Source organism: Streptomyces sp. NPDC045287 (genome assembly GCF_056432325.1).
Genome location: NZ_JBWKJG010000021.1, coordinates 93,273 through 114,899, shown reverse-complemented (window position 1 = coordinate 114,899; position 21,627 = coordinate 93,273). Strand labels below are relative to the sequence as shown.

Here is a 21,627-nt window from a genome sequence, read left to right as displayed (position 1 = left end):
GCCTCGGTACGCAGCGGGTTGATCTCCGAGACGGCGCCGACGAACGTGGTCTTGCCCACGCCGAAGCCGCCCGCCACCACGATCTTCGCGCTGGTCGTCGACCGTCCTCCGGCGGCCGCACCGCCGCTAGAGCTTCCGAAGTCCACTGAGCACCCTTTCGAGCAGCGTCACATCCGGCGTGCCGCCGGCCTCTCCGTTTCCTGGCTGGTGGATCGCCACCATGCCCGCCTCGGCCAGATCGGCGACGAGGATCCGGGCCACCCCGAGCGGCATCGACAGCAGCGCCGACACCTCGGCCACGGACTTCACCTCACGGCAGAGGTGGCAGATCCGCTGGTGCTCGGGGAGCAGCCCGGCGAGGTGCGCCGGATCGGCCGTGGTGGACACCAGCGCCTCTATGGCGAGCTGGTACCGGGGTCGCGTCCGGCCGCCGGTCATCGCATAGGGGCGGACCAGCGGCTGATCGCCTTCATGCCCGTACGAGGCGTCGTCGAACGACGCGCCGTACGGATCGTGAGAGGCGGGGGGCGGGGTCATGAATCCTCCGGTCGTGACAGCAGGTGGTCTGCGTGCCGTCTGACTGGGCCGGTGGGGGGCCGGGTGGGGCGGCCGACGGTGTAGATGACACAAAGGCGACAGGCGGGTACGGAGGGGCGTACCCGCCTGGCCGGGGTTAGTGGAGCAGGCTGCCCTGGAGCTCCGCGCGGAGATCCGGGGTGAGGACGCCGCCGGCCCGGTCGACCAGCAGCGCCATCTCGTAGCCGACGAGGCCGATGTCGCATTCGGGGTGGGCGAGGACGGCGAGGGACGAGCCGTCCGAGATGGACATGATGAAGAGGAAGCCGCGCTCCATCTCCACCACGGTCTGGTTGACCGGCCCGCCCTCGAAGATGCGGGACGCGCCCGCGGTCAGCGAGGTCAGGCCGGAGGCGACGGCGGCCAACTGGTCGGCACGGTCACGCGGGAAACCCTCGGACATCGCCAGCAGGAGTCCGTCGGCGGAGACCACCACCGTGTGCGACACCCCGGGGGTGTTGTCCACGAAGCTGGTGATCAACCAGTTCAGATTCTGCGCCGCCTGGCTCATCGCGCTCAAAACTCACGCTCCTGCTGGTGAGTGGGGCCGACATGGAAGCTGCCGGTGTTGCCGGACCCGGCCTGACGTCCCTGCTGGATGCCGCGCCGCAGGTTCGTCAGACGGCCCCGCACGTCGTCGGGCGCCCGGGAGACCTGCGGACCGGACTGGAGCGGCTGCTCCTGCGCCGTGCCCGGCACCAGGTTGGCGCGCGGCACCCGGCGGGGGAGGCCGGAGGTCGTGACGCCGCCGGCCGCGGGCTTGCGCACGCGCTCGGCCTGGCGGACCAGTTCGTCGTTGGGCGTCGCACGCCAGCCCGTCGACGCGGCCTCGCGGCCCTGGCCCTGGCCGGCCGGTCCCTGGCCCTGGCCCGGCGCTTGGCCGGCGCGCTGCGGCACCGCCGGGGCCGGGCGGCCGTACGCGGGCTGCTGCGGCTGCGGTACGACCGGAGTGGGCATCGTCTGGTCGTGCGCCGGGTAGGACTCGCCGGCCGGGCGGCCCTGGTGCCGTCCGCCCTGACCCTGACCCTGGTCCTGCGCCGGGCCCTGCGGGGCGCCGTTCCGGCCCTCCTGCTGGCCGTGGAACCAGTTGGTCTCCAGCGTGTCGTACAGCGGCGTGCGGCCGTCGCCGGCGCCGGCGGGCGGCAGGCTGCCGACCGGCTGGCGCGGGGCGTCGAAGTCCGGGCGCGGGGTGCCGAAGTCCGGGCGCGGGATCGCCGCGGTGGCCGCCGGGTCCTGCGGTTCCCGGCCGCCCTGCGGGACGCCCGGGTCCGGGCGCGGCCCGTCGAAGTCGGGGCGGGGGAACTCGGCCGTGGAGCCCGGGCCCTGGTGGTCCGCCGCCGGGCGCGCGAACCGGCCGGTCGCCTCGTGCTCCTCGTGGCCGCGCGGCACGTCCAGCGGGGAGCGCGGGACACCCTGGTCGCCGGCCCAGCCGCCGGGCTGGGGCCGCGCGGAGCGCTGCGGGCCGCCGGGGAGTTCGGCGCGCGGGCCGCCGGAGGGCGGGAGCTGCTGCTGGCGCTGCTGCCCCTGGCCGCCCTGCGGGGCCTGCCCGGCCTGGCCGCCCTGCCACACGTCGGAGCGGGACGGGATGCCGTCCTGCGCGGCGGGGCCGCCCTGCGGCGCGCCGCCCTGAGCGGGACCGCCCCGGGCCGGACCGCCCTGCGGCGCCTGGCCGCCCTGGTCCCCGTACGCACCGGGGAACCCGGCACCCTGGCCGCGGCCGTCCCGGCCGGGCTGCCCGCCCTGGGGCCCGCCGAACAGCCCGCCGCCCTGCGGCGCACCGCCCTGCGCGCCGCCCGGGCGCCCGCCCTGGTCGTCGCGGCCCGGCAGCGCGGCGCGGGCGCCGCCGGCGGCGCCGACCTGGCCGCGCGCACCGGCGAGGCCGGCGGCGAGCCGGTTCTGCGGCGCGCCGCCCTGGCCGGGACCGCCCAGACCGGGACCGCCCGGACCGGGCCGTCCGCCGCCGGGCATCCCGCCCTGGCCGCCGGGGGTCCGGCCGCCCTGGCCGGAGCCGCCCTGCGGCAGCCCGCCCGGACCACCGGGGCCACCGGGCTTCTTGCCGCCCTGCGTGACGTCCACGGGCAGCATGACCAGCGCGGTCGTACCACCGGAGTCGGAGGGGCGCAGCTGGATCCGGATGCCGTGCCGCAGCGACAGGCGGCCGACCACGAACAGACCCATGCGGCGGGAGACGGAGACGTCCACGGTGGGCGGCGAGGCGAGCCGCTCGTTGATCGCGGCGAGGTCCTCGGGGGAGAGGCCGATGCCGGTGTCGTGGATCTCGACCAGCACGCGCCCGTCGGGCAGCGCGTGGCCGGTGACGCGCACCTTGGTCTGCGGCGAGGAGAACGACGTGGCGTTCTCCAGCAGCTCGGCCAGCAGGTGCACGAGGTCGTTGACGACGCGGCCGGCGACCTCGGTGGCCGGCACGGACGCGAGCTCGATGCGCTCGTACTGCTCCACCTCGGACGCGGCGGCGCGGAGCACGTCGACGAGGGGCACGGGCCGCGTCCACCGGCGGCCGGGCTCCTCGCCGGCGAGGACGAGGAGGTTCTCGCCGTTGCGGCGCATGCGGGTGGCGAGGTGGTCGAGCTTGAACAGCGAGGAGAGCTGGTCCGGGTCGGCCTCGCGGGACTCCAGTTCGGAGATGAGCGAAAGCTGACGCTGGATCAGGCCCTGGGAGCGGCGCGAGAGGTTGGTGAACATCGCGTTGACGTTGCCCCGCAGCAGGGCCTGCTCGGCGGCGAGGCGGACCGCCTCGCGGTGCACGTCGTCGAAGGCCGCGGCCACCTTGCCGATCTCGTCGCGCGAGTGCACGCCGACGGACTCCACGGACGTGTCGACGTCCTGCGGGTCGGCCTCGGAGAGCTGCTTGACCAGCTGGGGCAGCCGCTCCTGGGCGACCCTGGTGGCGGTGTCCTGGAGCCGCCGCAGCGACGTGATCATGGAGCGGGCCACCACGAAGGCGCCGATCAGCGAGACGCCGAGGACCAGGATGATCAGGGCGCCGTTGACGATCGCGTCGCGCTGCGCCTCCTGGCGCAGCTCACGGGCCTTGCTCTCCATCTCGCCCAGCAGCGTGGCCTCGATGGTCTCCATGGCGCGCAGCTTGGTCTCGGCCTCGTCGGTCCAGTCGAGGAACGTACGGGTCTCGGCCCGCTCGAGCCCGTTCGGCTCGCGCAGCACGCGGTCCGCGTACTGGTCGGCGGCCTGGATCGAGGGGTTGCCCGAGTTCAGCGGGCCGAGCAGGTCGGTGGCGTCCCCGCCGGCCGACTCGTAGATCGAGCGGAACGACTTGAGGGCCGCGTTCTCGTTGACGCGGGCGTCCTCGGCGTACTGCCGGTCGTTCTCGTTGAGCTTCGCCTTGTTCTTCGTCGTCTTGGGCAGGGCGGCGGCGATGATCGCCCGCTGCATGGAGGCGTACTCCTTGGCGGACGAGAACGCCGCCAGCGCGCGGGTGCGCTTGATCATCTCGGGGTTGCTGGTGGCCTGCGCCATGTCCTGCGACAGGGTGAGCAGCGACTCGATGAGCCGGTTGTACTTGCCGACCGTCGCGGAGGACATCTGGTTCTTGGCGTAGGCGTCCTTGCGGATCGTGCCGAGCGTGACGACCTGGTTGGCGATCTGGGTGACGTTGGCGCGGATGCTCGCCAGCGCCTCGTCCTCCTGGGTGTCGCCGATCTCGTCGGTGGCGTTCAGGAACGCCCGCTGCGCCGCGTCGGTCTTGTCGCGCGGCGTCTTGATCGTCAGGTTGTCGTCAGCGTAGCCGTTGGCCTTCGGGCCCGCCGACAGGTCGCGCTCCTCCTGGAGCGCCTGCGCGAGGTGGTGCGCCTCGCGGGTGAGCTTGGTGAGCAGCTGCATGTGGTCCAGCTGCTCCATGTTCTCCATCGACTCCTGGATGCGGAGTCCGCCCAGCGAGGTCGCGGCGACCACGGGCAGGGCCAGGAGGGAGACGAGCCGGGTGCTGATGCGCCAGTTGCGCAGGGCTATTCGCGAGCCGGTGTCGCCCGGCGCCGCGGCCTTCGGTTCCTTCCCCGGCTTGGCCGACCTGCCCGCCTTGTCGCGCCGCCCGGGCTTCCCGCCCTTGCCGCCGCCCGCCGCACCTGCCGCCTCGGCCCCGGCCGCCGCGCCTGCCGCGCGGCCGGAGCGGCCGCCGCCGTTCCCGGCGACCGCCGGTCCCGGGTCGTGGGTGTGCTGGGGCGAGGAGCCGCGGTCGGTCCCGCCGCGCGGCTCCTGTTCCGCCGCAGCGCTGCCATCCCTCTTGAAACGTCCCTGCACTAGCGTCGCAACCTCTGGACCAGGCGTCCCTCCGCGCGAACGGACAGGACGGTGTCGGCGTCGTGGGAGCGCGAGTGCGCCCCTCGGTGGTCGTCGGTGACCGGCGCGGAATCCCCCTTCCCCACCGCCGCTCGGCGCTGCCTTTGCGCCCCAGCTCGCCGGTCTCCATCGCGGCGGTGCGTGGAATTCCAGCACAGTGCCGGATCTCCAACAAGGGCGGTGGCCGGCCCCGCGAACGGGGTCACCAGATGTGATGACTCACTCACATGCAGTAGAAAGCTATCAGGGAGGAAACGGACTTTCTCGAACGAGTCGCTTACGCGTGGAGGGTGCCCCAGTCGAGATGATCAGCGGCGGAATAAAGCGTTCAGTGGCGTGATGTCCCTTTTCGTCACCCCGGTCGATCATCCGGAATGTCCGACTTGCATGGTCGGTGGTGAGCAAACTCACATGCCAACGGCGGCCTCTTCGCGGTATTGGCGGGGAACACGATGTTTAGCCTGACGCGTTACCGAGGACGGGCCGCCCGTCAAGGGCGCCCCGCGTCCACCCGAGCCGAGCAACGCCGAGCGACGAGGTCTGAAGCCACCGTGAAGACGACGATGACGATCCGCAGCACCGCCAACCCCCGCCGTACCACCCTCGCCCACCTGGGGGACGCGGCCGGGCTGGAGCGCGGCGCCCTGCCGGAGCAGGCGACCGGGCTGCCCTCCGTCACCGCCAACCCGCGCCGCACGGTCCTGATGGAGGCCCCGGCCCCCGCGGAGCGCTGACGCCGCCGGTGCGCGCGGCCCGCGAGCGGGGAGCGCGCACCACCGTACGGCAGGTCCCCCGCCCCTCCCGCGTTAGCCTGGAGCGTCAGACTCCAGCCAGCTCAGTGAGGGGCACACGCATCCGTGCGCATCGCCAGATTCTCCATCGACGGCAATGTCGCCTTCGGCGCGGTCGAGGGTGGGAGCGCCCCCGGCGCAGAGGGTGACCTCGTCCTCGACATCATCAAGGGCATTCCGTACACCGACTTCGAACTCAGCGGTACGAAGGTCCCGCTGAGCAAGGTCAGGCTCCTGCCGCCGGTGCTCCCCAACAAGGTCGTGGCCATCGGCCGCAACTACGCGGAGCACGCCGCGGAGCTCGGCAACGAGGTCCCGGAGGTACCCGTCGCCTTCTTCAAGCCCACCACCTCGGTGATCGGCTCCGGCGACGCCATCGAGTACCCCTCCTTCTCGAACGAACTGCACCACGAGGCCGAGCTCGCCGTCGTCATCGGCCGCATGTGCCGCGAGGTCCCGCGCGAGCGCGTCAAGGACGTCGTCTTCGGCTACACCTGCGCCAACGACGTCACCGCCCGCGACGCCCAGAAGCGCGAGAAGCAGTGGGCCCGCGCCAAGGGCTTCGACACCTCCTGCCCGCTGGGCCCCTGGGTGGAGACCGACCTCGACCCGAGCGACCTGGCCATCCAGTGCACGGTCAACGGCGCGCAGCGCCAGCTCGGTCGTACGAGCGAGATGATCCGCTCCATCGAGGACCTGGTCGTCCACATCACCGAGGCCATGACGCTGCTCCCCGGTGACGTCATCCTCACCGGCACCCCCGCCGGGGTCGGCCCCCTCAACGTCGGCGACGAGGTCGCCGTCACCATCGAAGGCATCGGCACTCTCACCAACAAGGTGATCAAGCGTGGCTAACGCGAACTCCCCCAAGCTCTCGGCTCCGCTGGAGCAGGGGGTACCCCCCCGCGTACGTTTCTGTCCCTCGCCGACCGGCAACCCCCACGTGGGCCTGGTCCGCACCGCCCTGTTCAACTGGGCCTTCGCCCGGCACCACGGCGGCACCATGGTCTTCCGCATCGAGGACACCGACGCGGCCCGCGACTCGGAGGAGTCCTACCAGCAGCTCCTCGACGCCATGCGCTGGCTCGGCCTCGACTGGGACGAGGGCCCCGAGGTCGGCGGCCCCCACGCGCCGTACCGCCAGTCGCAGCGCACGGACATCTACCGGGACGTCGCCGACCGGCTCCTCGAGGGCGGCTACGCGTACCGCTGCTACTGCACCGCCGAGGAGCTGGACGAGCGCCGCGAGGCCGCCCGCGCCGCCGGCAAGCCCTCCGGGTACGACGGCCACTGCCGCGACCTCACCGCCGAGCAGGTCTCCGCGTACGAGGCGGAGGGCCGCGCCGCGATCGTCCGCTTCCGCATGCCGGACGAGCCGATCACCTTCCGCGACCTGGTCCGCGGCGAGCTGACCTTCACCCCGGACAACGTCCCGGACTACGGCATCGTCCGCGCCAACGGCGCCCCGCTGTACACGCTGGTCAACCCGGTCGACGACGCGTTGATGGAGATCACGCACGTGCTGCGCGGCGAGGACCTGCTGTCCTCCACCCCGCGCCAGATCGCCCTGTACAAGGCGCTGATCGACCTGGGCGTCGCGAAGTCCGTCCCGGAGTTCGGCCACCTGCCGTACGTCATGGGCGAGGGCAACAAGAAGCTGTCCAAGCGCGACCCGCAGTCCTCCCTGAACCTGTACCGGGAGCGCGGCTTCCTCCCCGAGGGCCTGCTGAACTACCTGTCGCTCCTCGGCTGGTCCTTCTCCGCGGACCAGGACGTCTTCACGATCCCGCAGATGATCGAGAAGTTCGACGTCGCGGACGTCAACGCCAACCCGGCGCGCTTCGACCTGAAGAAGGCCGAGGCGATCAACGCCGACCACATCCGCATGCTGGACGTCCAGGCGTTCATCGCCGCCTGCGAGCCCTGGCTCCGGGCCCCGCACGCCCCCTGGGCGCCCGAGGACTTCGACCGCGAGGCGTGGGAGCGGATCGCCCCGCACGCCCAGACGCGCCTGACGGTCCTCTCCGAGATCACCCAGAACGTCGACTTCCTCTTCCTGAAGGAGCCGGTCGAGGACGAGGCGTCCTGGCAGAAGGCGATGAAGGGCGACCCGGCGGCCCTGCTCACCACGGCCCGCGCCGAGCTGGAGGCCGCGGACTGGACGAGCCCCGAGTCCCTGAAGGACGCCGTCCTGAAGGCGGGCGAGGAGCACGGCCTGAAGCTCGGCAAGGCCCAGGCCCCGGTCCGCGTCGCCGTCACCGGCCGCACGGTCGGCCTGCCCCTCTTCGAGTCCCTGGAGGTCCTCGGCAGGGAGAAGACCCTGGCCCGCATCGACGCGGCCCTGGCGAAGCTCGCCTCGTAGGCGATCGGACACGCTCCGTGGGGGCGGCGGCCACGACGGCCGCCGCCCCCACGGCCTTTCCCGGCCCCGGCACGCGCCCCCGGCCGGGCCCCCTCTCCGGCGGTACCGCCGCCGTGCGGCGATCCGCGCGGTCCTGGGGGCGCCGGCACGGCGTCTTCCGGGAGGTGACCCCTGGCCCCCGGCCGGGCCCCCTTCCGGCGGTACCGTCGCCGTATGGCGATCCGCGCGGTCCTCTGGGACATCGACGACACGATCTTCGACTACGCCACCGCCGACCGGGCCGGGATGCGCCGGCACCTGCGGGACGAGGGGTTGGACGGGGTGTTCGGCGGCACCGAGGAGGCCCTGCGGCGGTGGCGGGAGGCGACCGTGCTGCACTGGGCGCGGTTCGCCGCCGGAGAGACGTCCTGGGAGGAGCAGCGGCGGGACCGGGTCCGCACGTTCCTCGGCGCCCCGCTGGGCGACGACGAGGCGGACGCCTGGTTCGAGCGGTACCTGGCGCACTACGAGGCCGCCTGGGAGCTGTTCCCGGACACCGTCCCCGTGCTGGACGTCCTCGCCGCCGAGTACCGGCACGCCGTCCTGTCGAACTCCTCCCTCCTCAACCAGGACCGCAAGCTCCGCGTCCTCGGCGTGCGGGATCGGTTCGAGGCGGTGCTCTGCGCCGCCGACATCGGCGTGTCCAAGCCCGACGCCGCCGCCTTCCACGCCGCGTGCGACAGGCTCGGCCTGGCCCCCGGCGAGGTCGCGTACGTGGGGGACCAGCCCGACATCGACGCCCGGGGCGCCGCCGAGGCGGGCCTCCTCGGGGTCTGGCTGGACCGCTCGGGCCTCGGCGGACGCCCCGAGCTGGCCCGGATCACGGACCTCCACCAGCTCCCCGCGCTGCTCCGCGGCGATACCCGTTTTGGAGCGCCGGACACCTTCGGGTAATGTTCTTCCTGCGCCGAGGGAAGCGGGCCGAAAGGCCGGAAGCCCGGAGCGCGAGCCGAACAAGATCTCCCTCGGGGGTTGCGTTCCGGTGGCCTATGGTGTAATTGGCAGCACGACTGATTCTGGTTCAGTTAGTCTTGGTTCGAGTCCAGGTAGGCCAGCTCGCAGAGCTCATCTGCAAAGCCCCCGTTGTGTAGCGGCCTAGCACGCTGCCCTCTCAAGGCAGTAGCGCCGGTTCGAATCCGGTCGGGGGTACAGATCCTTCCCGCGGGATCATCAGGGTCGCACCCGATGATCGCGATGCAGGATCGCTAGGGCCCCCGTTGTGTAGCGGCCTAGCACGCCGCCCTCTCAAGGCGGTAGCGCCGGTTCGAATCCGGTCGGGGGTACCAACTGGTCTAAACCACCAGTGGCCTATGGTGTAATTGGCAGCACGACTGATTCTGGTTCAGTTAGTCTTGGTTCGAGTCCAGGTAGGCCAGCGGGTTCACGCGAGTGATCCACGCCCCCGTTGTGTAGCGGCCTAGCACGCCGCCCTCTCAAGGCGGTAGCGCCGGTTCGAATCCGGTCGGGGGTACCACACGAGGAAGCCCTCCCCAGCAGGGGAGGGCTTCCTCGCGTTGCCGACGCGAAACGACCAGCACCACACACAACTCCGGCCCACCGCTGCGGCGTTGAAGCGGTGAGCCGGGGATGTCAGAAGGATCATGGACAGGTACGAGCGGGTGCTCAGCCCGCGCGGCGCAGCGCCTCGGACAAGCGGGAGGCCGCGTCGATGACGGCCTGGGCGTGCATCCGGCCCGGGTGGCGGGTCAGGCGCTCGATCGGACCCGACACGGACACCGCGGCCACCACCCGGTTCGACGGGCCCCGCACGGGCGCCGAGACGGACGCGACCCCCGGCTCCCGCTCGCCGATCGACTGGGCCCAGCCGCGGCGCCGTACGCCCGACAGGGCCGTCGCCGTGAAGCGGGCGCCCTGCAGGCCCCGGTGCAGCCGCTCGGGCTCCTCCCAGGCCATGAGGATCTGCGCCGACGAGCCGGCCTTCATCGTGAGCGTCGAGCCCACGGGGACCGTGTCCCGCAGGCCCGACAGCCGCTCCGCCGCCGCCACGCAGATGCGCATGTCGCCCTGGCGCCGGTAGAGCTGCGCGCTCTCGCCCGTCACGTCGCGCAGGTGCGTGAGCACCGGGCCCGCCGTGGCCAGCAGACGGTCCTCACCGGCCGCGGCGGCCAGCTCGGCCAGCCGCGGGCCCAGGATGAATCGTCCCTGCATGTCCCTCGCCACCATCCGGTGGTGTTCCAGTGCCACGGCCAGACGGTGGGCCGTGGGCCGTGCGAGCCCGGTCGCCGCGACCAGCCCGGCGAGGGTGGCCGGACCGGACTCCAGAGCGCTCAGAACCAGAGCTGCCTTGTCGAGAACGCCGACGCCGCTAGAGTTGTCCATGCAACGATACTCGCGTCTCACTCTGTGAAACGCAAGTTCAATTTTCCCGGGATCTTGCCAACCTGGAGGGGCGGCCCGGGATCCACGGTCCGCTGCCGCCGTCCACAACGTGGAATCACGGGGAGACCCGGGCGCCGGCGCAGATGTCTCTAGATCGCCGGCTCACCCGCCGGCCGGAGGGAAAGCGATGGGTAGGACACTCGCGGAGAAGGTCTGGGACGACCACGTCGTCCGGCGCGCCGAGGGCGAGCCCGACCTCCTCTTCATCGATCTGCACCTGCTGCACGAGGTGACCAGCCCCCAGGCCTTCGACGGCCTCCGCAAGAGCGGCCGACAGGTGCGGCGGCTCGACCTGACCATCGCCACCGAGGACCACAACACCCCGACCCTCGACATCGACAAGCCCATCGCCGATCCCGTCTCCCGCGCCCAGTTGGAGACCCTGCGCAAGAACTGCGCGGAGTTCGGCGTGCGCCTCCACCCGCTCGGCGACGTCGAGCAGGGCGTCGTCCACGTCGTCGGCCCCCAGCTGGGCCTGACCCAGCCCGGCACGACCGTGGTCTGCGGCGACTCCCACACCTCCACGCACGGTGCCTTCGGCGCGCTCGCCTTCGGCATCGGCACCTCCCAGGTCGAGCACGTCCTGGCCACGCAGACGCTGCCCATGGCCCGTCCCAAGACCATGGCCATCACCATCGACGGCGAGCTGCCCGACGGCGTCACCGCCAAGGACCTCATCCTGGCGATCATCGCGAAGATCGGCACCGGCGGCGGCCAGGGCTACGTCCTGGAGTACCGCGGCTCCGCCATCGAGAAGCTCTCGATGGAGGCCCGGATGACCATCTGCAACATGTCCATCGAGGCCGGCGCCCGCGCGGGCATGATCGCCCCCGACGAGACCACCTTCGCGTACCTCAAGGGCCGCGCGCACGCCCCCGAGGGCGCCGACTGGGACGCCGCCGTCGCGTACTGGAAGACCCTGCGCACCGACGACGACGCCGTCTTCGACGCCGAGGTCGTCATCGACGCCGCCGAGCTGTCCCCGTTCGTCACCTGGGGCACCAACCCCGGCCAGGGCGCACCCCTTTCGGCGTCCGTCCCCGACCCCGCTTCGTACGAAGACGCTTCGGAGCGGCTCGCCGCCGAGAAGGCCCTGGAGTACATGGGCCTCACCGCCGGACAGCCCCTGCGCGACATCAAGGTCGACACCGTCTTCGTCGGCTCCTGCACCAACGGCCGCATCGAGGACCTGCGCGCCGCCGCCGCCGTCCTCGAAGGCCGCAAAATCGCCGACGGCGTAAGGATGCTGGTCGTCCCCGGCTCCGCCCGCGTCGGCCTCCAGGCCGTCGACGAGGGACTGGACAAGGTCTTCAAGGAGGCCGGCGCCGAATGGCGGCACGCCGGCTGCTCCATGTGCCTGGGCATGAACCCCGACCAACTCGCCCCCGGCGAGCGCTCCGCGTCCACCTCCAACCGCAACTTCGAGGGGCGGCAGGGCAAGGGCGGCCGCACCCACCTCGTCTCGCCGCAGGTCGCCGCCGCCACCGCGGTCCTCGGCCACCTGGCCTCCCCGGCCGACCTGTCCGACGCCACCACTCCCGCGGGGGTCTGAAGAACCATGGAAGCATTCACCACGCACACCGGCCGCGCCGTCCCGCTGCGCCGCAGCAACGTGGACACCGACCAGATCATCCCCGCGCACTGGCTCAAGAAGGTCACCCGCGACGGGTTCGAGGACGGCCTCTTCGAGGCCTGGCGCAAAGACCCCGAGTTCATCCTCAACCGCCCCGAGCGCCAGGGTGCCACCGTCCTCGTCGCCGGCCCCGACTTCGGCACCGGCTCCTCCCGCGAGCACGCCGTCTGGGCCCTGCAGAACTACGGTTTCAAAACCGTCCTCTCCTCCCGCTTCGCCGACATCTTCCGCGGCAACTCGCTGAAGAACGGCCTGCTCACGGTGGTGCTCGACCAGAAGACCGTCGACGCCCTGTGGGAGCTGATCGAGGCCGACCCGCAGGCCGAGATCACCGTCGACCTCGTCGCCCGCCAGGTCCGCGCCGAAGGCGTTACCGCCGACTTCGAACTCGACGAGAACGCCCGCTGGCGGCTGCTCAACGGACTCGACGACATCAGCATCACCCTCCAGAACGAGGCGGACATCGCCGCGTACGAGGCCAAGCGCCCCTCGTACAAGCCGCGCACCCTCCCGGTCTGACCCCGCCGGGGCCCCGGCCCCGTGCGACACCCCGTGCCCCCGGCCGCCCAGCGGCCGGGGGCACGCCCGTGTCCAACTGGCGTGAAAACGCCCCTCACGACACCCCGGGGGAGTGCCCGCGCCGCCATCCGGCTGACGCCGCGCGCCCTGGGTCGACCCCCCTCCGGCGGCCCTCCCGAGGCCGCCGAATCGACGCCAACTCGGTTTATGACCTGGGAGGTTGGGCAAACGGGGAGTGCCGCACGGAAGGCACCCGGGCATGCCCCGAAACACCGCTGGATCACGTCAGTTACCCCCTACGCAGGCGACAACTCGCCCCAGATGGCACAATCGGCGCATGGAACGCGACAGCCAACTCGAGCTCTACGAGGCGGTCGCAGCCCGGCTGAAAGAAGCGCACTCCCGAGTGCGCGCACTGCAAGTCCCGGAGGGCGTAAGGATGGCGCTGTCCCGGAAGCTGCTGGTCATCACGGCCGCGGCGAAGCACGATCTCGCGGACGCGGCGCGGCGTCTCGACCGGTTGTTGAAGGACCTCGACGAGGGCCGATTCCCTGAAGGGGACTGACCGCCCGGAAGTCCGCGAACGGCTACTGCGTTGCGGCACAAGGGTGATTAGCCCGTTTCGTGTTTGATTTGCGGTATATATCTGCCTAACGTGCGAAAACGCTTGAACACTTTCGTTCCGGCAATGTCTCCGAAGGGGAAGACGTGAACAAGGCGCAGCTCGTAGAAGCGATTGCCGACAAGATGGGCGGCCGGCAGCAGGCCGCCGACGCCGTCGACGCGGTACTCGACGCGATCGTCCGTGCGGTGGTCGCCGGCGACCGGGTCTCGGTCACCGGCTTCGGCTCGTTCGAGAAGGTCGAGCGTCCGGCCCGCTACGCCCGCAACCCGCAGACCGGTGAGCGCGTACGGGTCAAGAAGACCTCCGTTCCGCGCTTCCGCGCCGGCCAGGGCTTCAAGGACCTGGTCAGCGGCACCAAGAAGCTGCCCAAGGGCGGCGAGGTCGCCGTCAAGAAGGCCCCCAAGGGCAGCCTCTCGGGCGCGCCGCCCACCATCGCCAAGGCCGCCACCAAGAAGGCCGCCGCGAAGAAGGCCGCGGCGAAGAAGGCCGCCCCCGCCAGGAAGACGACGGCGGCGGCCAAGAAGACCACCACCGCCGCGGCCAAGAAGACCACCGCGACCGCGGCGAAGAAGGCCACCACCGCGAAGAAGGCGACCCCCGCGAAGACCGCGACCGCGCCCGCGGCGAAGAAGGCCACGGCGAAGAAGACCGCGCCCGCCAAGAAGGCCACCGCCAAGAAGGCGCCCGCCAAGAAGACCACGGCACGCAAGACCACCGCGGCCAAGAAGGCCACGGCGGCGAGGAACAAGTAAGCGGCGCGACGGCGAAGGGGCACCCGCCGGCGACGCGACCGCCCGCCGGGCCACTCACACGCGGGGCCGGGCTTCCCTCGGGGGAAGCCCGGCCCGCGGTGTCCCCGGGGCGCCACCGGGAGCCGTCTCAGAACGTCTGCAGCGTCACCAGCGTGATCCGCAGGGCCCCGCCCTCGCCCTCCGTCTCGATCCGCACCCGCTGCCCGGACCGCAGCAGCCGCAGCCCGCCCGCGTCGAACGCCTCCGCGTCGAACTCCACCGGGGTGCCGTCGTCGAGCAGCACGCTGCCGGTGCGGGTCTCGGGGTCGTACGTGTACGCGGTCGCCTGCATGCACCGCAGCCTATCCGGCTACCCCGCCGGGAGGATCCCCGCCCGGCACAGCCGTGCCGTGCACCGCCCCACGCCCAGCTCCAGCGCCGCCCGCAGGTCCGCCTCCGTGTCCACGTCCCGCCGGACGGACACGACACCGCCGAGCCGGATTTCCACCGCGCCCGACGACAAATGCCGCAGCCGCGAGGCGCCCCCGAAAGCCGGACGCAATTCCATTCTCGGCGCCGCCGACAGAAAAGTCGTACCGATATCTGCGGCATCCGCCAGAAAAGCCCGCGGAAAACGCCCCGCGACCGCCAGGACCCGCCCCAGTTCCGCCGGGCGCAGCGCCGGGAGGTCCGCGTTCAGCGCCGCCACCGCGGCCCCCGGCCGCCGCGCCCGCACCGCCTCCGCCCCGTACGCCAGCGCCGCGTTGAGCCCCGCCCCCGGCCGGTCCGGTACGACCCCGGCGCCCAGCGCGGCCAGCCGCGACGCGGCCACCGGGTCGTCCGTGACGACCACCACATCCCGCACCGCCCCGCAGGCCAGCGCCGCCGCCACCGTGTCCTGCGCGAACGCCAGCGCCAGCCGCCGCCGCTCCGGCGGGCCGACCGCCCCCGCGAGCCTGGTCTTCGCCAGGGCAAGGGGTTTCAGCGGAACCACCAGCGACCAGGGCGTGGCAGCCAGACCCCGCCCGCCGGCGCCCGCTGCCCGCTCTCCGTCCGTCTCCATCCCGGCCATTGTGGCGCGACCGGTCACGACCGGGAGAGCCGGCCCGGAGGGCGGGGCGTACGGTGTTCTCGACAGACCAGGGGCCTGGGGCGACACTTGACCCCCGGCAAGACGAGTACCACAGGAAGGTGTCCGCGTGTCCCGCCGCAGAATCGGCTTCTGGTACCGCCTGGCGGCGGTCATCGCAAAACCGCCACTGGTGGTTCTGTTCAAGCGGGACTGGCGCGGAATGGAGCACATTCCGGCTGACGGCGGATTCATCACGGCCGTGAACCACAACTCGTATCTCGACCCGCTGTCGTACGCGCACTTCCAGTACAACACCGGACGCGTACCGCGCTTCCTGGCGAAGGCCGGCCTCTTCAAGGGCTCCTTCGTCGGCATGATGCTCCGCGGCACCGGGCAGATCCCCGTCTACCGCGAGACGACCAACGCCCTGGACGCCTTCCGTGCCGCCGTCGCCGCCATCGAGCGGGGCGAGTGCGTCGCCTTCTACCCCGAGGGCACCCTCACCCGCGACCCCGAGATGTGGCCCATGGCCGGCAAGACCGGCGCCGCCCGCGTCGCCCTCCTCACCAAGGCGCCCGTCATCCCCGTCGCCCAGTGGGGCGCCAACCTGGCGATGCCGCCCTACGCCAAGGAGAACAAGGTCCGCCTCTTCCCGCGCAAGACGCTGACCGTCGTCGCCGGCCCCCCCGTCGACCTCTCCCGGTTCCACGGGGTGGAACCCACCAACGAGGTGCTCCGCGAGGCCACCGAGGAGATCATGAAGGCCATCACCGCGCTCCTGGAGGACATCCGGGGCGAGAAGGCCCCCGACGAGCCGTACGACCACCGCAGGGCCCGGCTGGAGCAGCGCCGCGGGGCCGCGGGGGAGGGAGTCAAGTGACACGCCCCGTCAAGGCCGCCGTCTTCGGAACCGGCTCGTGGGGTACGGCCTTCGGCATGGTCCTCGCCGACGCCGGCTGCGACGTCACCCTCTGGGGCCGCCGCCCCGAGGTCGCCGACGCCATCAACACCACGCGCACCAACCCCGACTACTTCCCCGACGTCACGCTGCCCGCGAACCTCCGCGCCACCAGCGACCCCGTCGAGGCCGCCGCCGGCGCCGACTTCACGGTGCTCGCCATCCCCTCCCAGACCCTCCGCGGCAACCTCGCCGCCTGGGCGCCGCGGCTCGCCCCCGGCACCGTCCTCGTCTCCCTGATGAAGGGCATCGAACTCGGCACCTGCGAGCGGATGAGCGAGGTGATCCAGGAGGTCGCCGGGGTCTCCGCCGACCGCGTCGCCGTCGTCACCGGCCCCAACCTCGCCAAGGAGATCGTGGCCCGCATGCCGGCCGCCTCCGTCGTCGCCTGCCGGGACGAGGCCGTCGCCCGGCGGCTCCAGGCCGCCTGCCACACCCCGTACTTCCGCCCCTACACCAACACCGACGTGGTCGGCTGCGAACTGGGCGGCGCCGTCAAGAACGTCATCGGCCTCGCCGTCGGCATCGCCGACGGCATGGGCCTCGGCGACAACGCCAAGGGCTCCCTCATCACCCGCGGCCTCGCCGAGACCACCCGGCTCGGCCTCGCCATGGGGGCCGACCCGCTGACCTTCTCCGGCCTCGCCGGCCTCGGCGACCTGGTCGCGACCTGCTCCTCGTCGCTGTCCCGCAACCACACCTTCGGCTTCAACCTCGGCAAGGGCATGACGCTGGAGGAGACGATCGCCGTCACCCGGCAGACCGCCGAGGGCGTCAAGTCCTGCCGGTCCGTCCTCGACCTCGCCCGCCGGCACGGTGTCGACATGCCGATCACCGAGACCGTCGTCGGCATCGTCCACGAGGGAAAGCCGCCGATGGTGGCGCTCAAGGAGCTGATGTCCCGGAGCGCCAAGCCCGAGCGGCGCTGACGGAGCCCCGGTGAGCGGGTACGCTCGTCGCGATATGAGCAGCGAGAACCTCCCCACCAGCCCCGGGCGTAAGCCGCGCGTGGCCGTCGTCTTCGGCGGACGCAGCTCCGAGCACGCCATCTCCGTCGTCACGGCCGGCGCCGTCCTGCGCGCCATCGACCGGACGAAGTACGACGTGCTGCCCATCGGCATCACCACGGACGGCCGCTGGGCGCTGACCGCCGACGCCCCGGAGCGGATGGCCATCGCCGACCGCGCGCTGCCCAGCGTCGACGACCTCGCCGAGCCCGGCGAGGGCAGCGTCGTGCTCTCCGCCGACCCCACCAGCCGGGAGGTCGTCTACACGGAGCCCAGCTCCGTCCCGAAGGCCCTGGGCGAGGTCGACGTCGTCTTCCCCGTGCTCCACGGCCCGTACGGCGAGGACGGCACCCTCCAGGGCCTCCTGGAGCTCGCCGGGGTTCCCTACGTCGGCGCGGGCGTCCTCGCCTCCGCCGTCGGCCAGGACAAGGAGTACATGAAGCGCGTCTTCACCTCCTTCGGCCTGCCCGTCGGCCCGTACGAGGTCGTCCGCCCCCGCGAGTGGGACCGGGACCCCGCAGCCGCCCGCCGGAAGGTCACCGACTTCGCCGCCGAGCACGGCTGGCCGCTGTTCGTGAAGCCCGCCCGCGCCGGCTCCTCCATCGGCATCACCAAGGTCGACGACGAGTCCGGTCTCGACGCCGCCCTCGCCGAGGCCCGCCGCCACGACCCGAAGGTCCTCGTCGAGTCGCTGCTCACCGGCCGCGAGATCGAGTGCGGCGTCCTGGAGTTCGAGGACGGCCCGCGCGCCAGCGCCCCCGCCTGGATCCCGCCCGTCGGCGACCACGACTTCTACGACTTCGAGGCGAAGTACATCGACTCGGCGTCCGGCGTCGTGCCCGCCCCGATCACCCCGGAGCAGACCGCCGAGGTGCAGCGGCTCGCGATCGCCGCGTTCGAGGCGGCGTCCTGCGAGGGACTGGTCCGCGCCGACTTCTTCCTCACCGACGACGGCGAGTTCGTCATCAACGAGATCAACACCATGCCGGGCTTCACCCCGATCTCGATGTACCCGCGGATGTGGGAGGCGAGCGGCGTCGACTACCCCGAGCTGATCGACCGCCTCGTCCAGGCCGCCCTGCGCCGCCCGACCGGACTGCGCTAGGCCCCCGGCGGCGGGGCCGCGCGGACGGACCGCGCCCGGAACCCCGCCGCACGGGCCGCCTCAGAGGCTCGGCGGGACGGCCCTGCCCACGGGCCCGGCGAACGCGGCCAGCGGGCCGGCGTCGTGCGCGAACCGCTCGTCGAGCGACAGCTCCACGTACGCCTTCCGGTAGGTGGTGGTGAAGCGCGGCCCGGTGCCCTCCCGCTGTTCCAGCAGCCAGTTGACGCCGTCCGCCTCGATCGCCTCCGCCTGCGGATCGTCCATCCTGGCGGGCCGGGGCACCCCGCAGCGCAGTACGATCGCCCCGTCCCCCCACACGGCGGTCAGTTCGGAACGCGGCTCCGCCGCGCTCCGGCGCAGACCCGCGACCGCGTCCGGAAGCTCCTGGTGCAGTGCCCGGCAGTACGCGGCCTCCTCCGCGGCCGGACTCGGAACCGGGACCGGCGTCTTCGCGTCCGTCGTGGCGCAGCCCGGGGCCGTCGCCAGCAGCACGGCCGCGGCGACGGCGCCGGCCGCGGCGGGCAGGCGGGAAAACCGGTGGGAGGACTTCACCGGCTCAGCGTAGACGGGGGCTACAGGTGGACGACCGGGCAGGTCAGGGTACGGGTGATGCCTTCCACCTGCTGGACCTTGGCGACGACCATGCGGCCCAGCTCGTCGACCGTGTCCGCCTGGGCGCGCACGATCACGTCGTACGGGCCCGTCACGTCCTCGGCCTGGATCACGCCGGGGATCTTCGCGATGGTATCGGCGACCAGCGACGCCTTCCCCACCTCGGTCTGAATCAGGATGTACGCCTGTACCACGAAACCTCCAGGGCGGCCGCGGGGATCATCCTGGGCTGGGAGGACCCAGGGAGAAAGGGACGCCACGGTATCGCGTCGCCGCGCGCGGCGGGGAGACCACCGGGCCGGGGTGCCCCGGAGCACGGCGCGCGAAAGACAGAAGTTGACGGCTCCGCCCGTCTCGATGACCGTACCTACAGCAGTGACGGCTCGCGACCGCAACCGCACGAGGACCAGCCGGTCGCACGGCGGGCCCACGACGACATGGAGAGGTGAACCTCGGTGAAGGGCACTGTCGGCGAGCTCGGGGAGTTCGGGCTCATCAGGGAGCTCACGTCCCGGCTCACCACCACCCCGGCGGTACGGGTCGGGCCGGGGGACGACGCCGCCGTCGTGGCCGCACCCGACCGGCGCGTCGTCGCCAGCACGGACATCCTGCTGGAGGGCCGCCACTTCCGCCGCGACTGGTCCACCGCGTACGACGTGGGGCGCAAGGCCGCCGCCCAGAACCTCGCGGACATCGCCGCCATGGGCGCCGTCCCCACCGCGCTCCTCCTCGGCCTGGTCGTCCCCGCCGAACTCCCCGCCACCTGGCCCACCGAGCTCATGGACGGGCTGCGCGACGAGTGCCAGGTCGCCGGAGCCGCCGTCGTCGGCGGCGACGTGGTGCGCGGCGACACGATCACCGTGTCCATCACCGCCCTCGGGGACCTGCGCAACCACGAGCCCGTCACCCGCGGCGGCGCCCAGCCCGGCGACGTCGTCGCCTACACCGGCTGGCTCGGCTGGTCCGCCGCCGGGTACGCGGTCCTCTCCCGCGGCTTCCGCTCTCCGCGCGCGTTCGTCGAGGCGCACCGCCGGCCGGAGCCGCCGTACCACGCCGGTCCCGCCGCCGCCGGCCTCGGCGCGACCGCCATGTGCGACGTCAGCGACGGCCTCATCGCGGACCTCGGGCACATCGCGGAGGCCAGCAAGGTCCGCATCGACCTGCGCTCCGGCGCCATCGACATCCCCACGCAGATGAACGACATCGGCCAGGCCGTCGGCGTCGACCCGCTGCAGTGGGTGCTCACCGGGGGAGAGGACCACGCGATCGTCGCCACGTTCCCGCCCGACGTGAAACTGCCCGCCCGTTGGAAGGTGATCGGCGGGGTCCTCCACCCCTCCGCCCTGCCGCAGGTCACCGTCGACGGCGCGCCCTGGCACACCACCGGCGGCTGGGACCACTTCGGCGGCCCGTACGGAGAAGGCGAATGACCCGCCAGGCCCCGCCGCGGGTGCTCACCGTCGCCGGGTCCGACTCCGGCGGCGGCGCCGGCATCCAGGCCGACCTGAAGACCATGCTCGCCCTCGGCGTCCACGGCATGAGCGTCCTCACGGCCGTCACCGCGCAGAACTCCCTGGGCGTGCAGGGCGCCTGGGAGCTGCCGGAGGAGGCCGTACGCGCCCAGTACCGCAGCGTCGTCGACGACATCGGCGTGCAGGCCGTGAAGACCGGGATGCTCGCGTCCGCACCGCTCGTCGAGACCGTCGCGGAACTGCTCGCGGCGACGGACGCCCCCGTCGTCGTCGACCCCGTGGGCGTCTCCAAGCACGGCGACCCGCTCCTCGCCGCCTCCGCCCTCGACTCGGTGCGCGAGCGGCTGCTGCCCGTGGCGACCGTCGCGACCCCGAACCTCGACGAGGTGACGCAGCTCACCGGCGTACGGGTGGAGGGCGAGGGCGACCTGCGGCGGGCCGCCGACGCGGTGCTGGCGTTCGGGCCGCGCTGGGCGCTGATCAAGGGCGGGCACCTGACCGGGGAGGCGGTCGACCTGCTGACGGACGGCCGCGAGGAGCACTGGTTCCGGGCGCCCCGCCTCGACAACCGGCACACGCACGGCACCGGCTGCACGCTCGCCTCCGCGGTCGCCGCGGGCCTGGCGAGGGGCCTGGCCGTGCCGGACGCCGTACGCGGGGCCAAGGAGTACGTCACCGGGGCCGTCGCCGCCGGGTTCGCGCTGGGCGGCGGGATAGGCCCGGTCGACCACGGCTGGCGCCTGAGCGTCCCGTCCTAGGGCTTCCCGAGGCTTCCTCGGATCCGGTCCGGCTCCGGGGCGCGCCCTGCGGCCGGGGGTCGAGCGGGCCCGGCCCCTCCTCGGCCGGGGCACGCGCGCGTTCTCCCTTCCGGCAGCCGCGGGCCCCTGCGCCCCACTCGCCGGGCACGGACGTCGGGCACGGCGCCGGGCACGGGCGCCGAGTACGGCGAAAAGCCGGCCCATCCGGAGGTGGGCCGGCTTGCGGGGCAACCTCAGAGGCCGCGCTACGACGAGACGCCGCCTTGAGCGCGGGACCTCGCCGGCCTCGATGCACGGGGTGCGGACGTCGGGCCGCTTCGGCGTCCGACCGGCCGCGGCACGCACGCGCCGGACGCTCGCGTTCCGGCGACGGGGCGGGCGTACGGCGGCGCGGACGCGAAAGGTCGTTGCCGGACCCGGCCCCGACCGACGCCCCGCCGCAGACCTCGCAGTCGGCCGGCACGGGCCACTCGAAGGATTTCGGACGCATGTGCGGTGGGATCCGGCGCGGGCCGGAAGCAGATCGATGACGTACGGGCCGGTGACCGAAGTGGCGTTGCCGGGGAACGGTTTGATTCCCATAAGGCGACCGGAGCGGGGTACGAGGGCCACTCCGGTGGGGCGAAGCCACCGCGGACCGCCGGACCCCCGCC

The 21,627-nt window shown here is 72.7% G+C and carries 21 protein-coding genes, 5 tRNA genes and 1 pseudogene; 18 read left to right on the top strand and 9 right to left on the bottom strand.

The window, feature by feature from the left end; genetic code table 11:
- The 4 genes and pseudogenes from AC07D6_RS28600 to AC07D6_RS28585 form a co-directional block, all read right to left on the bottom strand.
- Nucleotides 1-146: pseudogene (locus tag AC07D6_RS28600) on the bottom strand (ATP-binding protein); the annotation flags it as partial.
- A complete protein-coding gene (locus tag AC07D6_RS28595; protein WP_250334579.1) occupies nt 127-537 on the bottom strand; it encodes a DUF742 domain-containing protein in 411 nt (136 codons plus the stop codon). The gene AC07D6_RS28595 and the pseudogene AC07D6_RS28600, both read right to left, overlap by 20 nt.
- 136 nt (nt 538-673) lie before the next feature.
- The gene (locus AC07D6_RS28590) at nt 674-1,087 is read right to left on the bottom strand and encodes a roadblock/LC7 domain-containing protein (RefSeq protein WP_479049132.1); all 414 of its coding nucleotides are present in this window, start codon (nt 1,085-1,087) and stop codon (nt 674-676) included.
- Between the two features lie 5 nt (nt 1,088-1,092).
- Nucleotides 1,093-4,851, bottom strand: a complete 3,759-nt coding sequence (locus AC07D6_RS28585) for a sensor histidine kinase (RefSeq protein ID WP_479049125.1) — start codon at nt 4,849-4,851, stop codon at nt 1,093-1,095.
- Between the two features lie 590 nt (nt 4,852-5,441).
- Here AC07D6_RS28585 and AC07D6_RS28580 point away from each other — a divergent pair.
- The 9 genes from AC07D6_RS28580 (at nt 5,442) to AC07D6_RS28540 (ending at nt 9,556) form a co-directional block, all read left to right on the top strand.
- The gene (locus tag AC07D6_RS28580; RefSeq protein WP_315878957.1) at nt 5,442-5,624 is read left to right on the top strand and encodes a hypothetical protein; all 183 of its coding nucleotides are present in this window, start codon (nt 5,442-5,444) and stop codon (nt 5,622-5,624) included.
- A 123-nt stretch (nt 5,625-5,747) separates the two neighbouring features.
- Nucleotides 5,748-6,536, top strand: coding sequence for a fumarylacetoacetate hydrolase family protein (locus tag AC07D6_RS28575; RefSeq protein WP_315878956.1), 789 nt, complete (start codon nt 5,748-5,750; stop codon nt 6,534-6,536).
- On the top strand, nt 6,529-8,043 hold the full coding sequence (gltX, locus tag AC07D6_RS28570; protein WP_479049123.1) for a glutamate--tRNA ligase: 1,515 nt from the start codon (nt 6,529-6,531) through the stop codon (nt 8,041-8,043). The genes AC07D6_RS28575 and gltX overlap by 8 nt, the downstream gene beginning before the upstream one ends.
- Before the next feature lie 213 nt (nt 8,044-8,256).
- Nucleotides 8,257-8,976 carry an HAD family hydrolase gene (locus AC07D6_RS28565; RefSeq protein WP_315878954.1) on the top strand — a complete coding sequence of 240 codons (720 nt, stop codon included), beginning with the start codon at nt 8,257-8,259 and terminating at the stop codon, nt 8,974-8,976.
- Nucleotides 8,977-9,065: 89 nt separating this feature from the next.
- A tRNA-Gln gene (locus tag AC07D6_RS28560) sits at nt 9,066-9,137 on the top strand.
- Between the two features lie 21 nt (nt 9,138-9,158).
- Nucleotides 9,159-9,231: transfer RNA gene (locus AC07D6_RS28555), tRNA-Glu, on the top strand.
- 61 nt (nt 9,232-9,292) lie between these two features.
- Nucleotides 9,293-9,368 (top strand) — tRNA-Glu (locus AC07D6_RS28550).
- Between the two features lie 18 nt (nt 9,369-9,386).
- Nucleotides 9,387-9,458, top strand: a tRNA-Gln gene (locus AC07D6_RS28545).
- A 22-nt stretch (nt 9,459-9,480) separates the two neighbouring features.
- A tRNA-Glu gene (locus AC07D6_RS28540) sits at nt 9,481-9,556 on the top strand.
- A gap of 149 nt (nt 9,557-9,705) precedes the next feature.
- Here the strand turns inward: AC07D6_RS28540 and ndgR are convergent.
- Nucleotides 9,706-10,422 (bottom strand): IclR family transcriptional regulator NdgR, encoded by a 717-nt coding sequence (gene ndgR / locus AC07D6_RS28535; RefSeq protein ID WP_166021030.1) that lies wholly within the window; start codon nt 10,420-10,422, stop codon nt 9,706-9,708.
- Between the two features lie 187 nt (nt 10,423-10,609).
- Between ndgR and leuC the strand changes: the two genes are divergently transcribed.
- From leuC to AC07D6_RS28515, 4 genes are all read left to right on the top strand, one after another.
- Nucleotides 10,610-12,034 (top strand): 3-isopropylmalate dehydratase large subunit, encoded by a 1,425-nt coding sequence (gene leuC, locus AC07D6_RS28530; RefSeq protein ID WP_315878953.1) that lies wholly within the window; start codon nt 10,610-10,612, stop codon nt 12,032-12,034.
- Between the two features lie 6 nt (nt 12,035-12,040).
- Complete coding sequence (leuD, locus tag AC07D6_RS28525) at nt 12,041-12,634, top strand: 3-isopropylmalate dehydratase small subunit (RefSeq protein ID WP_479049119.1); 594 nt, start codon at nt 12,041-12,043, stop codon at nt 12,632-12,634.
- A gap of 337 nt (nt 12,635-12,971) precedes the next feature.
- A complete protein-coding gene (locus AC07D6_RS28520; RefSeq protein ID WP_315878951.1) occupies nt 12,972-13,199 on the top strand; it encodes an SCO5555 family protein in 228 nt (75 codons plus the stop codon).
- A 143-nt stretch (nt 13,200-13,342) separates the two neighbouring features.
- Nucleotides 13,343-14,011 carry an HU family DNA-binding protein gene (locus tag AC07D6_RS28515; protein WP_479049117.1) on the top strand — a complete coding sequence of 223 codons (669 nt, stop codon included), beginning with the start codon at nt 13,343-13,345 and terminating at the stop codon, nt 14,009-14,011.
- Between the two features lie 127 nt (nt 14,012-14,138).
- On the opposite strand, the gene AC07D6_RS28510 is transcribed toward AC07D6_RS28515, so the two are convergent.
- Nucleotides 14,139-14,342, bottom strand: a complete 204-nt coding sequence (locus AC07D6_RS28510; protein WP_315878949.1) for a hypothetical protein — start codon at nt 14,340-14,342, stop codon at nt 14,139-14,141.
- An 18-nt stretch (nt 14,343-14,360) separates the two neighbouring features.
- Nucleotides 14,361-15,053: a 2-phospho-L-lactate guanylyltransferase gene (gene cofC / locus AC07D6_RS28505; RefSeq protein ID WP_479049115.1), complete on the bottom strand. Its 693-nt coding sequence runs from the start codon at nt 15,051-15,053 to the stop codon at nt 14,361-14,363.
- A 136-nt stretch (nt 15,054-15,189) separates the two neighbouring features.
- On the opposite strand from cofC, the gene AC07D6_RS28500 reads away from it, so the two are divergent.
- From AC07D6_RS28500 to AC07D6_RS28490, 3 genes are read left to right on the top strand one after another with little or no spacing between them, the layout of a single operon-like run.
- Entirely contained in the window at nt 15,190-15,942 is a 753-nt protein-coding gene (locus AC07D6_RS28500; RefSeq protein ID WP_315878947.1) for a lysophospholipid acyltransferase family protein, read from the top strand.
- On the top strand, nt 15,939-16,949 hold the full coding sequence (locus tag AC07D6_RS28495; protein WP_315878946.1) for an NAD(P)H-dependent glycerol-3-phosphate dehydrogenase: 1,011 nt from the start codon (nt 15,939-15,941) through the stop codon (nt 16,947-16,949). The genes AC07D6_RS28500 and AC07D6_RS28495 overlap by 4 nt, the downstream gene beginning before the upstream one ends.
- Before the next feature lie 34 nt (nt 16,950-16,983).
- Complete coding sequence (locus tag AC07D6_RS28490) at nt 16,984-18,132, top strand: D-alanine--D-alanine ligase family protein (RefSeq protein ID WP_479049112.1); 1,149 nt, start codon at nt 16,984-16,986, stop codon at nt 18,130-18,132.
- Nucleotides 18,133-18,192: 60 nt separating this feature from the next.
- On the opposite strand, the gene AC07D6_RS28485 is transcribed toward AC07D6_RS28490, so the two are convergent.
- Both AC07D6_RS28485 and AC07D6_RS28480 read right to left on the bottom strand, forming a co-directional pair.
- Nucleotides 18,193-18,684: a DUF3515 domain-containing protein gene (locus AC07D6_RS28485; protein WP_315878944.1), complete on the bottom strand. Its 492-nt coding sequence runs from the start codon at nt 18,682-18,684 to the stop codon at nt 18,193-18,195.
- A 20-nt stretch (nt 18,685-18,704) separates the two neighbouring features.
- Entirely contained in the window at nt 18,705-18,938 is a 234-nt protein-coding gene (locus tag AC07D6_RS28480) for an Lrp/AsnC family transcriptional regulator (RefSeq protein ID WP_023586356.1), read from the bottom strand.
- A 261-nt stretch (nt 18,939-19,199) separates the two neighbouring features.
- Between AC07D6_RS28480 and AC07D6_RS28475 the strand changes: the two genes are divergently transcribed.
- On the top strand, nt 19,200-20,174 hold the full coding sequence (locus tag AC07D6_RS28475) for a thiamine-phosphate kinase (RefSeq protein ID WP_315878943.1): 975 nt from the start codon (nt 19,200-19,202) through the stop codon (nt 20,172-20,174).
- Entirely contained in the window at nt 20,171-20,974 is an 804-nt protein-coding gene (gene thiD / locus AC07D6_RS28470; RefSeq protein ID WP_479049110.1) for a bifunctional hydroxymethylpyrimidine kinase/phosphomethylpyrimidine kinase, read from the top strand. The genes AC07D6_RS28475 and thiD overlap by 4 nt, the downstream gene beginning before the upstream one ends.
- Nucleotides 20,975-21,627 lie beyond the last annotated feature (653 nt).

Coding starts and splice junctions, on each gene's coding strand:
- AC07D6_RS28595 (WP_250334579.1), bottom strand. CDS start 537: ATGACCCCGCCCCCCGCCTCTCACGATCCGTACGGCGCGTCGTTCGAC.
- AC07D6_RS28590 (WP_479049132.1), bottom strand. CDS start 1,087: ATGAGCCAGGCGGCGCAGAATCTGAACTGGTTGATCACCAGCTTCGTG.
- AC07D6_RS28565 (WP_315878954.1), top strand. CDS start 8,257: ATGGCGATCCGCGCGGTCCTCTGGGACATCGACGACACGATCTTCGAC.
- ndgR (WP_166021030.1), bottom strand. CDS start 10,422: ATGGACAACTCTAGCGGCGTCGGCGTTCTCGACAAGGCAGCTCTGGTT.
- leuC (WP_315878953.1), top strand. CDS start 10,610: ATGGGTAGGACACTCGCGGAGAAGGTCTGGGACGACCACGTCGTCCGG.
- leuD (WP_479049119.1), top strand. CDS start 12,041: ATGGAAGCATTCACCACGCACACCGGCCGCGCCGTCCCGCTGCGCCGC.
- AC07D6_RS28520 (WP_315878951.1), top strand. CDS start 12,972: ATGGAACGCGACAGCCAACTCGAGCTCTACGAGGCGGTCGCAGCCCGG.
- AC07D6_RS28510 (WP_315878949.1), bottom strand. CDS start 14,342: ATGCAGGCGACCGCGTACACGTACGACCCCGAGACCCGCACCGGCAGC.
- cofC (WP_479049115.1), bottom strand. CDS start 15,053: ATGGAGACGGACGGAGAGCGGGCAGCGGGCGCCGGCGGGCGGGGTCTG.
- AC07D6_RS28490 (WP_479049112.1), top strand. CDS start 16,984: ATGAGCAGCGAGAACCTCCCCACCAGCCCCGGGCGTAAGCCGCGCGTG.
- thiD (WP_479049110.1), top strand. CDS start 20,171: ATGACCCGCCAGGCCCCGCCGCGGGTGCTCACCGTCGCCGGGTCCGAC.